Genomic DNA, 13,659 nt, shown 5'->3' with positions numbered 1-13,659 from the left:
CGGACAACGCTTGGCGCATGACGGAAATCACGAGCAAGTACGCGGATTTCGAGGGCCTGCGCGAGCGGGCGGTGGCGTTGCGGCGGGAGGGGTTGAGCCGCCGCCAGATCCGGGACCGCCTGCACGTCGACAACAACGACATCCTCAACCGCCTGCTAGAGGGCGCGCCGCCTCCCGAGTGGACGGAGCGCCCCAACGCGAAGGACGACCTGCGGGCCAGGGCCCGGGAGCTGCGGCTCGAAGGGAAGACGTACGATCAGATCCAGATGGAGCTGGGGTGCTCGAAGAGTTCGATCTCGTTGTGGGTTCGGGATCTGCCCAAGCCCGCACCACGAACCAGAGAGGAAGCCTCAGCCTTCTCCAAGCGAGGCTGGGAGATCGTGCTTCAGCGGCGCGAACGGGAACGCCAGGAAACAAAGCGTGCCGCAGAGCACGAGATCGGCGCCCTCACCGAGCGCGAGCTGTTCCTACTGGGAGTCGGGCTGTACTGGGCGGAGGGAACCAAGGACAAGCCCCATGCGCGCCGCGAGCGGGTTACCTTCGTGAACAGCGATCCCGCCATGATCCAGATCTTCCTGGCGTGGCTTGCCCTGGTCGGCGTCAGCCCCGACAGCCTTCGGTTCCACTTGATGATCCACGAATCGGCCGACGTCGTCGCTGCCGAGAACTATTGGGCCGGCCTCACAGGCACTGACGTCTCCGAGTTCGGCAAGACAACGCTGAAGAAGCACAACCCCAAGACCAACCGCAAGAACGTCGGGGACGACTACCGAGGCTGCCTCGTGATCCAAGTTCGCCAGAGCGCCGAGCTCTACCGTCGCATCGAGGGCTGGTGGTGCGGCATAGTAGGCGGCAGCGTTTTGGCGCAGGGCCATTCCTTGCCCAGCTGACGCGTGTTCCGCCGTAGTGTAATTGGCAGCACGGCATCCTTTGGAGATGTTCGGTCTAGGTTCGAGTCCTAGCGGCGGAGCAACACCACGGGCCCCGACCACCTCGGTCGGGGCCCGTGCCCATGTCCGGGCGGACGCCCCCGGTATCCTGCGGATGTCCACCACCCGAAGCCGAAGGGCCTATCCGTGAGCTCCGTACGCCCGGCAGCCGTCGTCGTCCTCGCAGCGGGTGAGGGCACCCGCATGAAGTCGAAGACCCCCAAGGTTCTGCACGAGATCTCCGGGCGCTCGCTCGTCGGTCATGTCGTCGCCGCCTCCCGCGAGCTGGACCCCCAGCACCTCGTCGTGGTCGTGGGCCACGCCCACGAGCAGGTCACCGCGCACCTCGGCGGGGCGGACGCGCAGGTGCGGACCGCCTACCAGGCCGAGCAGAAGGGCACCGGGAACGCGGTGCGGGTCGCGCTCGACGAGCTGGGCGGGGTCGTCGAGGGCACCGTGGTCGTCGTGTGCGGGGACACCCCGCTGCTGTCCGGGGAGACGCTGGCCGCGCTCGCCGCGACGCACACCGCCGACGGCAACGCGGTCACCGTACTCAGCGCCGAGGTCCCCGACTCCACCGGCTACGGGCGGATCGTGCGCGACGCGGCGAGCGGCGCGGTCACCGAGATCGTGGAGCACAAGGACGCGAGCGTCGAGCAGCGGGCGATCCGGGAGATCAACTCCGGGGTGTTCGCGTTCGACGGGAAGCTCCTCGCCGAGGCGCTGGGGCAGGTGCGGACGGACAACAGCCAGGGCGAGGAGTACCTCACCGACGTGCTGTCGATCCTGCGCGCGGCCGGGCACCGGGTCGGCGCGTCCGTGGCGGGCGACCACCGCGAGATCCTGGGCATCAACAACCGGGTGCAGCTCGCGGAGGCCCGCCGGCTGCTGAACCTGCGGCTGCTGGAGCGGGCGATGGCCGCCGGGGTGACCGTGGTGGACCCGGCGTCGACGCTGATCGACGTGACGGTGACGTACGAGCGGGACGCGGTCGTGCACCCGGGTACGCAGCTGCTGGGTGCCACGCACCTGGGGGAGGACGCCGAGGTCGGCCCGAACTCGCGGCTCACGGACACCGTGGTGCACGCGGGCGCGCGGGTGGACAACGCGGTGGCCGAGGGCGCCGAGGTGGGCCCGGGCGCGCTGGTGGGCCCGTACGCCTATCTGCGACCGGGGACGAAGCTCGGCCCGAAGGCCAAGGCCGGTACGTACGTGGAGATGAAGAACGCCACGATCGGCGAGGGCACGAAGGTGCCGCACCTGTCGTACGTGGGGGACGCGACCATCGGCGACCACACGAACATCGGCGCCGCGAGCGTGTTCGTGAACTACGACGGGGTGGCCAAGCACCACACGACGATCGGCTCGCACTGCCGTACCGGGTCGGACAATATGTTTGTGGCGCCTGTCACGGTCGGGGACGGCGTTTACACCGCGGCCGGCTCGGTCATCACGAAGGACGTACCGTCCGGTTCGCTGGCCGTGGCCCGGGGCCAGCAAAGGAATATCGAGGGTTGGGTCGCGCGCAAGCGTCCCGGAAGCGCCGCCGCGCAGGCGGCTCAGGCGGCAGCGGAGGAGCCGGTCGGCGAAAGCTGACCGGAAACAGGTGCGTCGCGTACCGCGTACCGTGATAGATGCTCACCCCATTTCGGCTGGCTCGTTGCACATCGGGACATCTGCGTGCGGCGCCAGGAACACGTCCGAGGAGACTGTGCTGTGACCGGGATCAAGACGACCGGCGAGAAGAAACTGATGCTCTTCTCCGGCCGCGCCCACCCCGAGCTGGCCGAGGAGGTCGCGCACCAGCTGGGTGTCGGCCTCGTGCCGACGAAGGCCTTCGATTTCGCCAACGGTGAGATCTACGTCCGCTTCCAGGAGTCGGCGCGTGGCGCGGACTGCTTCCTGATCCAGAGCCACACGGCTCCGATCAACAAGTGGATCATGGAGCAGCTCATCATGCTGGACGCGCTGAAGCGCGCGTCGGCCCGTTCGATCACGGTGATCGTGCCGTTCTACGGCTACGCCCGCCAGGACAAGAAGCACCGCGGCCGCGAGCCGATCTCGGCCCGTCTGATCGCGGACCTGATGAAGACGGCGGGTGCGGACCGGATACTGACGGTCGACCTGCACACCGACCAGATCCAGGGCTTCTTCGACGGCCCGGTCGACCACCTGTTCGCGCTGCCGATCCTGGCGGACTACGTGGGTGCCAAGGTGGACCGTTCCAAGCTGACGATCGTCTCGCCGGACGCCGGCCGGGTGCGTGTCGCCGACCGCTGGTGCGACCGTCTGGACGCCCCGCTGGCGATCGTGCACAAGCGCCGCGACAAGGACGTCGCCAACCAGGTGACCGTCCACGAGGTCGTCGGCAATGTGAAGGGCCGGGTCTGTGTCCTGGTCGACGACATGATCGACACGGGCGGCACGATCTGCGCCGCCGCGGACGCCCTGTTCGCGCACGGCGCGGAGGACGTCATCGTGACGGCGACGCACGGTGTGCTCTCGGGTCCCGCCGCGGACCGTCTGAAGAACTCGAAGGTCAGCGAGTTCGTGTTCACGGACACCCTGCCGACCCCGGGTGAGCTGGAGCTCGACAAGATCAAGGTGCTGTCGATCGCCCCGACGATCGCCCGCGCCGTGCGCGAGGTCTTCGAGGACGGCTCGGTCACGAGCCTGTTCGAGGAGCAGTAGGACCGGACGGCGACCGCGGTCGCCGTTGATCCACTTTGGGGTGCGGCCTCCCCGCCGGGTAGACTCAGCGAGTTGCTCGGCGAGGGAGGCCGTACTCATGTACGGCGATCCGTTATCGGCGCGCTCTTCGTAGCAGGCCTGTAGATGGGCCGGGTGACCGTTCGTCCTTCCGTCACCTCACGAGGAGTGCCACCATGGCCGAGATCAAGCTCGCCGCCCAGGTCCGTACCGAGTTCGGCAAGGGTGCCGCCCGTCGCGCGCGTCGCGCCCAGCAGGTCCCCGCGGTCGTCTACGGCCACGGCGCCGAGTCCGTCCACATCACGCTTCCGGCCCACGAGCTGCAGCTCGCGCTCCGTACCGCCAACGTCCTGATCGGCCTGGAGCTCGACGGCAAGGACGCCCTGGTCATCCCGAAGGCCGTCCAGCGCAACCCGCTCAAGGGCGACATCGAGCACGTCGACCTGCTGACCGTGAAGCGCGGCGAGAAGGTCAACGTCGAGATCGCGGTGCACGTCGAGGGCGACCTGGCCCCGGGCGGCAACCTGCTGGAGTACGTGCAGAACACCCTGCTCGTCGAGGCCGAGGCCACCCACATCCCCGAGTCCGTCACGGTCTCCGTGCAGGGCCTGGACGCCGGTGCGTCGATCCTCGCCAAGGACATCCCGCTGCCCAAGGGCTCCGTGCTCGCCGGTGACGAGGACGCCATCGTGCTGCAGGTCGTCGCCGCGCAGGCCGAGGAGCCGGCCGCCGAGGGCGGCGAGGAGGAGGGCGCGGAGGCCTGAGCCTCTGCCCGCCTGCTTGACTGACGGGGCGGTGGTCTCCCTTCCGGGGAGCCGCCGCCCCGTTTTCCTGTCCGCTCACTGCCCGCTTCCTGTCCACGCCGCTGTACGCGTACGAACGAGGAGACTTCGCGCGATGTCCGACGCCACCGACCCCTGGCTGATCGTGGGGCTGGGCAATCCCGGCCCCGAGTACGCGGCGAACCGGCACAACGTCGGTTTCATGGTCGCCGACCTGCTCGCCGAGCGGATCGGCGGGAAGTTCAAGCGTGCCCCGAAGGCGCAGGCGCAGGTGCTGGAGGGGCGGATCGGTCCGCCCGGGCCGCTGAGCCGCCGTGTGGTGGTCGCGAAGCCGATGTCGTACATGAATCTGTCCGGGGGGCCGGTGGCGGCGCTGCGGGACTTCTACAAGGTGCCGCTCGATCATGTGGTGGCGGTCCACGACGAGCTGGACATCGACTACGGGACGCTGCGGCTGAAGCTGGGCGGCGGGGACAACGGGCACAACGGGCTGAAGTCGATGACGAAGGCGATGGGTCCGGACTACCACCGGGTGCGGTTCGGGATCGGCCGGCCGCCGGGGCGGATGCAGGTGGCGGACTTCGTGCTGAAGGACTTCTCGTCGTCCGAGCGCAAGGAGCTGGCGTACGAGGTGGACCGGGCGGCGGACGCGGTGGAGTGCCTGCTGGCCGAGGGCCTGGAGCGGGCGCAGTCCGCGTACAACACGTAAGGGGCGCGGGCCCGGCTTGACCGGCCGCAGGGCTCTGGCCAAGGATCTGGGCCCATGAAGCGGAACCCCTCCCACCGTGCCCTGTTGTACGGCCGCAGCGCGGTGCTCGGCCTCGTCGTCCTGGTGCTGCTGGTGGCGGGGGTACTGGCGTCGTGGGACTCGGCGCACCACATCGTGCTGGCCAAGGGCCGGGAGCACGGGACGATGACCGTGACGGGGTGCGGCGACGAGGTCTGTACGGGGACGTTCGCGCCCGGGGACGGGGCGGCGGCGCGGGCCCGGGTGTCGGTGGACAGTTCGGTGGCGGCCCGTAAGGGTGACCGCTTCCCGGTGGTGGTGAGGCCGGGGACGGACGAGGTGGTGCGGACCGGGGCGGCCGGGTTCCTGCACGCGTGGGTGCCGTTGGGCGGGGCCCTGGTGCTGGCGGCGCTGGTGATCGGCGGGGGTCTGCGGCTGACGCGTACGGCGTGGGGTGCCGGGATCGCGGGCGGGGCGCTGCTGCTGGCGGCGTTCATCGCGCTCTGAGACGGCGGCCGGACGTGCGACGGGGCGCGGGGAGGTTTCTCCCCGCGCCCCGTCGGCGTGCGGTGCTCGGTCAGCCGGTGTTGCGGAGGCCCGCGGCGACACCGTTGACGGTGAGCAGCAGGGCGCGGGCGAGGAGCGGGTCCTCCTCCTCGCCGGCTTCGGCGGCCTGGCGCTGGCGGGCGAGCAGGGAGACCTGGAGGTAGGAGATGGGGTCCAGGTAGGCGTCCCGGATGGCGAAGGTCTGCTGGAGCACCGGGTTGGTGTCGAGCAGCTTCTCGCCGCCGGTGACGCGCAGGACCTCCTGCACGGTGAGGGCGTGCTCGGCCTCGATGACGTCGAAGACGTGCTTGAGCTCGTCGGGGACGAGGGTGTCGACGTAGTGCCGGGCGATGCGCAGGTCGGTCTTGGCGAGCGTCATCTCGACGTTGGAGAGGAAGTTGCGGAAGAAGTGCCACTGCTCGTGCATCTCTTCCAGGACGGTGTCGAGGCCGGCCTCGCGCAGGGCCTTGAGGCCGGAGCCGACGCCGAACCAGCCCGGGATGATCTGGCGGGACTGGGTCCAGCCGAAGACCCACGGGATGGCGCGCAGTCCGTCGAGCGAGACGCCGGAGCCGGGGCGGCGGGAGGGCCGCGAGCCCAGGTGCAGGTTGCCGAGCTGGTCCACCGGGGTGGAGGCCAGGAAGTACGAGGGCAGGTCGGGGTCCTCGACGAGCTTGCGGTAGGCGGCGTGGGCGGCGTCGGAGACGGTGTCCATGGCCGCGTCCCAGCGGGCGAGGGCCTCGTCGGACTGGCGGGGCGCGGTGTGCAGGGCGGAGGCCTGCAGGGTCGCGGCGACGGTCAGTTCGAGGTTCTCGCGGGCGAGGGCCGGGATGAGGTACTTGTCGGAGATGACCTCGCCCTGCTCGGTGACCTTGATCTCGCCCTCCAGGGTGCCCCAGGGCTGGGCGAGGATCGCGTCGTGGGAGGGGCCGCCGCCTCGGCCGACGGTGCCGCCGCGGCCGTGGAAGAGGCGCAGCCGTACGCCGTAGCGGTGGGCGACGTCGCGGAGGCGGCGCTGGGCGCGGTGGATCTCCCACTGGGAGGTGGTGATGCCGCCGAACTTGGAGGAGTCGGAGTAGCCGAGCATGACCTCCTGGACGTCGCCGCGCAGGGAGACGAGGCGTCGGTAGGAGGGGTCGGCGAGCATCTCGTCGAGGATGACGTCGGCGGCGCGCAGCTCGTCGGTGGTCTCCAGGAGGGGGACGATGCCGATCTTGGCCCAGCCGGCGTGGAGGTCGAGGAGTCCGGCCTCGCGGGCGAGGACGGCGGCGGCGAAGACGTCGTCGGCGCCCTGGCACATCGAGATGATGTAGGACTCGATGACCTCGGGGCCGAAGCGCTCGAAGGCTTCCTTGATGGTGTGGAAGACGCCGAGGGTCTTCTCGCCGGCGGCGTCGAGCGGGGCCGGGGTGGGGGCGAGGGGGCGGCGGGAGCGCAGTTCCTTGGCGAGGAGCTTCTGCCGGTAGTCGCGGGGCATGTCGGCGTAGCGCCAGGACTCCTCGCCGAGGCGGTCGAAGAGCTGCCCGAGGGTGTGGTGGTGGGCGTCGGCGTGTTCGCGGACGTCCATGGTGGCGAGCTGGAGGCCGAACGCGGAGAGCGTGCGGATGGTGCGGTCCATGCGGCCGTCGGCGACGATGCCGCCCTTGTGGCGGCGCAGGGAGTCCTGGACGAGGGCCAGGTCGCTGATGAGTTCGGCGGTGCCGAGGTAGTCGCAGCCGGGGCGGTGGGGGCGGCCGGTGGCCAGGCGCTCGCGGGTGTTGACGAGCTTCTGGCGGATGCAGGTGGCCTTGAGGCGGTAGGGCTCCTCGGCGTTCAGCCGCTTGTAGCGGGGGCTGATCTCGGGGAGGAGTTCCAGGTCGGTCTGGAGGGAGGCGAGCAGTTCGTCGGTGGCGCCGGTGTAGCGGATGGAGTTGGAGAGCAGTCCGCGCAGCTGGTCGACGAGTTCGAGGGCGTCGGTGATGCCGTGCTCGTGCTGGAGGATCAGGACGTCCCAGGTGACCTTGGGGGTCACGTTGGGGTTGCCGTCGCGGTCGCCGCCGATCCAGGTGCCGAAGGTGAGGGGGCGGGTGCCGGCGGGGAGTTCGACGCCGACGCGCTCCAGTTCGGCGGCCAGGTCCTCCAGGACGTCGCCGACGGCGTTGGCGTGGAGTTCGTCGAGGTAGTAGATCGCGTTCCGGGCCTCGTCGGTGGGCTCGGGGCGTACGACGCGGAGCTCGTCGGTCTGCCAGATGAGGTCGATGTTCTCGGCGAGGCGGAGGTCCTGGCGGCGGCGGTCGGCCTCGATGACCGGGGTCTCCAGGAGGGCGGCGATGCGGCGGAGCTTGTTGAGCACGGAGCGCCGGGCGGCCTCGGTGGGGTGCGCGGTGAAGACGGGGCGCACGTTGAGGTTGCCGACGGTGGCGCGCAGGTGCTCGGGGTCGGCGTCCTTGAGCCGGTCGGCGGTGCGGGCGAGGAGGCCGCCCTCGGCCGCGCGGCGGTCGCGCATCTCGTGGGCGCGGTGGACCTGCTCGGTGACGTTGGCGAGGTGGAAGTAGGTGGAGAAGGCGCGGACGAGCTTGGCCGCGGTCTCCAGGCCGATGTCGCCGAGGAGTTCGGCCGCGGCTTCGCCGTCGGTGCGGGTCAGGGCGCGTACGCGCTCGACGAGGTCGAGGAGTTCCTGCCCTTCCTGGCGTACCAGGGTCTCGCCCAGCAGGTCGCCGAGGCGGCGGATGTCGGCGCGCAGCTCGGTGCTGGCTGCGGGGGTCTGGTCGGCACTGCTCACAGTGTGCGGCTCCTTGCAGTGGTTGTGCACGGGACCCGGGACCGCGGTCGGCGGATGCCGACGCCACCCCGGAAAGCAGGGTGCGGACCGCGCTGTCCGACCTCTCCAGGATAGGTGTCCGTGCTTTCGGCGCTGTTCGCGCCCCGGAAGGTGGCCTGTGTGGGTATTGGCTCCGGCCGGGGTACGCGGTGACTGTCTACCCGGTATTCGCGCGTCTGTGCGCGGTGTTTCGTCCTCTCGTGGGCGGGCCTTCGCGCTGCCATACTTACGAAGCCGTAGGTTACGGATGCGTAACCCGGCTGTCCGTCCCGTTCTCACCCTCAGGGGACTCCCCATGAAAACCAGCCCCGATGTGATCGAGGCCGCCGCTCCGGCGGCCGGTGATCAGGCTCTTCCCTCCGCCACGCTCGGCGGGGACAACAAGCGGTCGATCGAGCAGATCGCGCTCCTGCTGTTCATCGTCGTGCCGTTCGTGGCGCTGGTCGCGGCGGTGCCGCTGGCCTGGGGCCGCGGTGTGAGCTGGCTCGATCTGGGTCTGATGGTGGCGATGTACTTCATCGGCTGCCACGGCATCACGATCGGCTTCCACCGGTACTTCACGCACGGCTCGTTCAAGGCGAAGCGTCCGCTCCGCATCGCCCTGGCCGTGGCCGGTTCGCTGGCCGTCGAAGGCCCGATCGTGCGCTGGGTGGCCGATCACCGCAAGCACCACCGGTTCTCGGACGCGGAGGGCGACCCGCACTCGCCGTGGCGGTTCGGCGAGACGCTGCCGGCGCTGCTGAAGGGCCTGTGGTGGGCCCACATCGCATGGATGTTCGACGAGGAGCGGACGCCGCAGCAGAAGTACGCGCCGGACCTGGTCAAGGACCCGGCGATCCGCGGCATCTCGCGCCACTTCCTGACCTTCACGATCATCTCGCTGGCCATTCCCCCGCTGGTCGGCGGCCTGGTGACGATGTCCTGGTGGGGCGCGGCGACCGCGTTCTTCTGGGGCTCGCTGGTACGGGTGGCCCTGCTGCACCACGTGACCTGGTCGATCAACTCGATCTGCCACGCGGTCGGCAAGCGCCCCTTCAAGTCCCGCGACAAGTCCGGCAACGTGTGGTGGCTGGCGATCCTGTCGTGCGGCGAGTCGTGGCACAACCTGCACCACGCTGACCCGACGAGCGCGCGGCACGGCGTGATGCGCGGTCAGATCGATTCGAGCGCGCGCCTCATCCGCTGGTTCGAGCAGGCCGGCTGGGCGTACGACGTGCGCTGGCCCGACGACGCCCGTATCGACGCCCGGCGCAACCGCGTGGCGGCCGACGCGGCATGATGGACGACGTGGCGACCGACTCCAGCGCAAGCAGCGAGAACACCCGTGCTCCCTCCGGCCGGCGGGCGCGCCGGGTGCGGATGACGGGGAAGGAACGCCGCGAGCAGCTGCTGGACATCGGTCGCACCCTGTTCGCCGACAAGGGCTTCGAGGGCACGTCGGTCGAGGAGATCGCCGCCCGGGCGGGGGTCTCGAAGCCGGTGGTCTACGAGCACTTCGGCGGCAAGGAGGGGCTGTACGCGGTCGTGGTGGACCGGGAGATGCGCCAGCTCCTGGACATGGTGACCGGCGCCCTGACCGCGGGCCATCCGCGGGAGCTCCTCGAGCAGGCGGCCTTCGCGCTGCTGGATTACATCGAGACGTACACCGACGGGTTCCGCATCCTGGTCCGGGACTCCCCGGTCGCCCAGTCGACGGGCACCTTCGCCTCCCTGATCAGCGACATCGCCACCCAGGTGGAGGACATCCTGGGCCTGGAGTTCAAGGCCCGGGGCTTCGACCCGAAGCTGGCCCCGCTGTACGCGCAGGCGCTGGTGGGCATGGTCGCGCTGACCGGCCAGTGGTGGGTGAACGCGCGCAAGCCCAAGAAGGCGGAGGTCGCGGCCCATCTGGTGAACCTGGCCTGGCACGGCCTGGAGAACCTGGAGTCCAAGCCGCGGCTGATAGGGCACCGCAAGAGCTGACGGCCCCCCGGTCGCCCGGGCCTGGGCTCAGCCGGTGACCGGCTCCAGGAATTCCAGCCGGTTGCCCACCGGGTCGTGGCTGTAGAAGCGGCGGTGGCCCGGCAGGTTGTCGTCCCAGACCACCTCGGCGCCGCGTTCGGCCAGCCGGGCCGCGTACGCCTCGATGCCCGTGACCCGCAGGCCCGGGTGCGCCTTGCGGGCCGGGTGGAAGTCCGCCTCGATGCCCAGGTGCAGCTGGACCGGGCCGGCGGCGAACCAGCAGCCGCCCCGGGCCGCGAGCACCGGCGGCTTGGGGATCTCCGTCATGCCGAGGACATCCGTGTAGTACGTGCGCAGCGCGTCCTCGCTGCCCTGCGGGGCGGCGAGCTGGACGTGGTCGAGCGAGGCGATCATCGGTTCTCCCGGTGGGCGACGGCGAAGATGCGGCGGAAGGGGAAGACCGTGCCGTGCGGGCCGCTCGGGTAGGCGGTGCGCAGCAGGTCGCGGTACTCGGCGAGGAAGGCGTCCCGGGCCTCCTCGTCGTCGGCGAGGGCGGTGAGGACGGGGCGCAGCCCGGTGCCCTTGACCCAGTCCAGGACGGGGTCCTCGCCGGGCAGGAGGTGGAGGTAGGTGGTCTCCCAGACGTCGGCGGTGGTGCCGGGGCCGGTCAGCGCGTCCAGGTATCCGGCGGGGCTCAGCACGGCGTCCGCATGGCGCAGCAGGGAGCCGAGGCGGGGGCGCCAGCGCGGGGAGCCGGCGAGTTCGCGCATCAGGGCGTGCGAGGGCTGGTCGAAGTTGCCGGGGACCTGAAGGGCGAGGGTGCCGCCGGGGAGCAGGCCGTCCAGCCAGTCCGGGAGGCGGCCGGCGTGGCCGGGGACCCATTGGAGCAGGGCGTTGGAGACGATCAGGCCGTACGGCTCACAGGGCGTCCAGGTGGCGGCGTCGGCCTCGGCGAAGTCCAGCAGGTCCGTGGCGTGGGCGCGGGCCCGTTCCAGCATCTGCGGGGAGTTGTCGTAGCCGGTGATCCGGGCGTGCGGCCAGCGCCCGGCGAGCAGGGCGGTGACGTTGCCGGCGCCGCAGCCGAGGTCGGCGATGCGGGGTGCGGGGGTGCCCGGCGGGTCGGGGACGCGGGCGAGGAGGTCGTGGAAGGGGCGGGTGCGGTGGTCCGCGTGGCGCAGGTACTGCTGCGGATCCCAGAGGGGTGCGGTCATGGGTCCAGCATGATCAGCCAGTATCTTGATGTCAAGACACTTGAATTCAAGAGACTTCACGTCGACAGACCCTCTACACTGATCCACATGGAGGACGAGGTCGACCGTCTGGTCGCTGCATGGCGCCGCGAGCGCCCCGACCTCGACGTGGAACCGCTCGAGGTCCTCAGCCGCGTCTCCCGCCTGGCGCGCCACCTCGACCGGGCCCGCCGCATCGCCTTCGCCGAGCACCAGCTGGAGCCGTGGGAGTTCGACGTCCTCACGTCGCTGCGCCGGGCCGGCGCCCCCTACCAGCTCTCCCCCGGCCAGCTGCTGACCCAGACCCTGGTCACCTCGGGCACGATGACCAACCGCATCGACCGCCTGACCAAGAAGAACCTCGTCGAGCGCCTCCCCGACCCCAGCGACCGGCGCGGCGTCCTGGTCCGGCTCACCGCCGAGGGCCGCGACAAGGCCGACCAGTCGCTGGCCGGCCTCCTCGCCCAGGAGCGGGCCATCCTCGGCGAGCTCTCCCGCGCCCAGCGCGGCGAGCTGGCCGGGCTGCTACGCCAGTTGACCGCCCCGTTCGACAACGTCCCCGGCTAGGGCGGGCCCCGGCTCCAGGTCCACGGGCCCGACCCCGGCCCGCCGCGCCAGCGCCACGGCGGCCAGCGTCGAGTGGACATCCAGCTTCCCCAGCACGTTCTGCATGTGCGTCCGCACCGTGTGCGGCGACAGGAACAGCCGCTCCGCGACCGCCTTGCGGCCCAGGCCCGCCACCATGCACCGCAGCACCTCGCGCTCGCGCGGGGTCAGCGACTCGACGAGCTTCTCGCTCTCGGTGCGGTGCTTGCGGTCGGCCAGCAGCTCCCGCAGCACGCCCGTCAGCAGCGCGGCGGGCAGATGCGTCTCGTCGCGCAGCACCCCCCTGATCACCGCCAGCAGCCGTTGCAGCGAGCTGTCCTTGGCGACCCAGCCGCAGGCGCCGGCCTGCAGCGCCAGCGCGGCCCGGGCCGGGTCGTCCTTCTCGGCGAGCACCACCGTACGCACCGAGGGGCGGGCGGCACGGACCGCGCCTACCAGGGAGATCCCGTCGACCGGGCCACTGCGCCCGTTGCGCGGGGCGGGCACCGGGTCCGCGCCGGAGCGGGCCTGCGGGACGAGGTTGCCCAGCTCCGCGTCGACGAGCAGCACGTCGTACCCCCGGCCCTCCGACACCGCCCGCTCCAGGCAGCGCAGGGCCGCCGGGCCGCTGCCCGCCGCGGCCACCTCGACGTCCGGCTCGGCCGCGAGCGCGGCGGCGAGCGATTCGGCGAAGATCCGGTGGTCGTCGACCACGAGAACCCGGATACGGGCCACAGTCACCCCCATGCTGTGTGATGGGGCGCCCCGAAGCGTGCGTCCCCCCGGCGGGGCCGGACCCGCGCGGGTACCGCGCCCGGCTGTCTCGTACCCCTGAATGCGGCGCAGGCCCCCCGCCGGCGCTGAGCATCAGAGTAAGGGCGGGGGAACCGGGGGGAGGGTAATTGGCGGAACTTGTCCGGGGGTGCGCCCTACTCTGGGGCGCATGTTCCGACTTGAGACAGAAGTGGACAAGGAACGGCGTGCCCGGCTGCATCGGCTGCTGCGGGACGACAACACCGCACGCTCAGCGCACATGAGCGCCCTGCGCCGGCGCCCGGACGCGCAGGAGGAGCCGCTGCACGTCTGGGCACTGGATGCCGAGGGGCGCCTCGCGGGCGGTCTCGCGGCCCGGACCTGGGCGAGCTGGCTCCATCTGGAACTGCTGTGGGTGGATCCCGCGCACCGGGGTTCCGGCCTGGGCGCGCGGGTGCTCGCCGAGGCGGAGCGGGTGGCGCGGGAGGACCGGTCCTGCGTCCGCTCCCGGGTGGAGACGTGGGACTTCCAGGCCCCCGGCTTCTACCGGAAGCAGGGGTACGAGGTACGCGGGCGGGTGGAGGACTTCCCGCCGGGCGTCACGGAGTTCACCCTCACGAAGGAACTCGGCTGACCTTCGCGGGTGCCCGTACGGACG

14 protein-coding genes and 1 tRNA gene are annotated in these 13,659 nt (G+C 71.0%); 11 read left to right on the top strand and 4 right to left on the bottom strand.

Features of this window, described 5'->3' with window-relative positions; translation table 11 throughout:
* The first annotated feature begins 17 nt into the window (after positions 1-17).
* The 7 genes from BLW14_RS19225 (at position 18) to BLW14_RS19195 (ending at position 5,654) form a co-directional block, all read left to right on the top strand.
* A complete protein-coding gene (locus BLW14_RS19225) occupies positions 18-890 on the top strand; it encodes a hypothetical protein (protein ID WP_093708479.1) in 873 nt (290 codons plus the stop codon).
* 7 nt (positions 891-897) lie between these two features.
* A tRNA-Gln gene (locus BLW14_RS19220) sits at positions 898-970 on the top strand.
* 106 nt (positions 971-1,076) lie between these two features.
* Positions 1,077-2,525, top strand: coding sequence for a bifunctional UDP-N-acetylglucosamine diphosphorylase/glucosamine-1-phosphate N-acetyltransferase GlmU (gene glmU / locus BLW14_RS19215; protein WP_093708478.1), 1,449 nt, complete (start codon positions 1,077-1,079; stop codon positions 2,523-2,525).
* Positions 2,526-2,645: 120 nt separating this feature from the next.
* Complete coding sequence (locus BLW14_RS19210; RefSeq protein WP_018524797.1) at positions 2,646-3,620, top strand: ribose-phosphate diphosphokinase; 975 nt, start codon at positions 2,646-2,648, stop codon at positions 3,618-3,620.
* A 194-nt stretch (positions 3,621-3,814) separates the two neighbouring features.
* A complete protein-coding gene (locus BLW14_RS19205) occupies positions 3,815-4,402 on the top strand; it encodes a 50S ribosomal protein L25/general stress protein Ctc (protein WP_093708477.1) in 588 nt (195 codons plus the stop codon).
* Positions 4,403-4,535: 133 nt separating this feature from the next.
* The gene (pth, locus tag BLW14_RS19200; RefSeq protein ID WP_093708476.1) at positions 4,536-5,129 is read left to right on the top strand and encodes an aminoacyl-tRNA hydrolase; all 594 of its coding nucleotides are present in this window, start codon (positions 4,536-4,538) and stop codon (positions 5,127-5,129) included.
* Between the two features lie 54 nt (positions 5,130-5,183).
* Entirely contained in the window at positions 5,184-5,654 is a 471-nt protein-coding gene (locus BLW14_RS19195) for a hypothetical protein (protein ID WP_093708475.1), read from the top strand.
* A gap of 70 nt (positions 5,655-5,724) precedes the next feature.
* Here the strand turns inward: BLW14_RS19195 and ppc are convergent, their stop codons facing one another.
* Positions 5,725-8,454 carry a phosphoenolpyruvate carboxylase gene (gene ppc, locus BLW14_RS19190; RefSeq protein WP_093708474.1) on the bottom strand — a complete coding sequence of 910 codons (2,730 nt, stop codon included), beginning with the start codon at positions 8,452-8,454 and terminating at the stop codon, positions 5,725-5,727.
* A 334-nt stretch (positions 8,455-8,788) separates the two neighbouring features.
* Here ppc and BLW14_RS19185 point away from each other — a divergent pair, with 334 nt between their 5' ends.
* Together BLW14_RS19185 and BLW14_RS19180 are read left to right on the top strand one after the other, a co-directional pair.
* Entirely contained in the window at positions 8,789-9,772 is a 984-nt protein-coding gene (locus BLW14_RS19185) for an acyl-CoA desaturase (protein WP_093708473.1), read from the top strand.
* Positions 9,769-10,455, top strand: a complete 687-nt coding sequence (locus tag BLW14_RS19180; protein ID WP_093708472.1) for a TetR/AcrR family transcriptional regulator — start codon at positions 9,769-9,771, stop codon at positions 10,453-10,455. Before BLW14_RS19185 ends, BLW14_RS19180 begins: the two co-directional genes overlap by 4 nt.
* Positions 10,456-10,482: 27 nt before the next feature.
* On the opposite strand, the gene BLW14_RS19175 is transcribed toward BLW14_RS19180, so the two are convergent.
* Both BLW14_RS19175 and BLW14_RS19170 read right to left on the bottom strand, forming a co-directional pair.
* Complete coding sequence (locus BLW14_RS19175) at positions 10,483-10,848, bottom strand: VOC family protein (RefSeq protein ID WP_093708471.1); 366 nt, start codon at positions 10,846-10,848, stop codon at positions 10,483-10,485.
* Positions 10,845-11,645, bottom strand: a complete 801-nt coding sequence (locus BLW14_RS19170; RefSeq protein WP_093708470.1) for a trans-aconitate 2-methyltransferase — start codon at positions 11,643-11,645, stop codon at positions 10,845-10,847. Before BLW14_RS19170 ends, BLW14_RS19175 begins: the two co-directional genes overlap by 4 nt.
* An 87-nt stretch (positions 11,646-11,732) precedes the next feature.
* Between BLW14_RS19170 and BLW14_RS19165 the strand changes: the two genes are divergently transcribed.
* Positions 11,733-12,230, top strand: coding sequence for a MarR family winged helix-turn-helix transcriptional regulator (locus BLW14_RS19165; protein WP_093708469.1), 498 nt, complete (start codon positions 11,733-11,735; stop codon positions 12,228-12,230).
* Here BLW14_RS19165 and BLW14_RS19160 read toward each other — a convergent pair.
* Positions 12,189-12,995: a response regulator transcription factor gene (locus BLW14_RS19160; RefSeq protein WP_218137685.1), complete on the bottom strand. Its 807-nt coding sequence runs from the start codon at positions 12,993-12,995 to the stop codon at positions 12,189-12,191. The genes BLW14_RS19165 and BLW14_RS19160 overlap by 42 nt on opposite strands.
* A gap of 196 nt (positions 12,996-13,191) precedes the next feature.
* Here BLW14_RS19160 and BLW14_RS19155 point away from each other — a divergent pair, with 196 nt between their 5' ends.
* Positions 13,192-13,635 carry a GNAT family N-acetyltransferase gene (locus tag BLW14_RS19155; RefSeq protein ID WP_093708467.1) on the top strand — a complete coding sequence of 148 codons (444 nt, stop codon included), beginning with the start codon at positions 13,192-13,194 and terminating at the stop codon, positions 13,633-13,635.
* The last annotated feature ends 24 nt before the right edge of the window (positions 13,636-13,659 follow it).

Source organism: Streptomyces sp. 2131.1 (assembly GCF_900105515.1).
Classification (GTDB): domain Bacteria; phylum Actinomycetota; class Actinomycetes; order Streptomycetales; family Streptomycetaceae; genus Streptomyces; species Streptomyces drozdowiczii.
The sequence above is the reverse complement of the archived record's forward strand: the minus strand, read 5'-3'. Positions and strand labels throughout refer to the sequence as shown.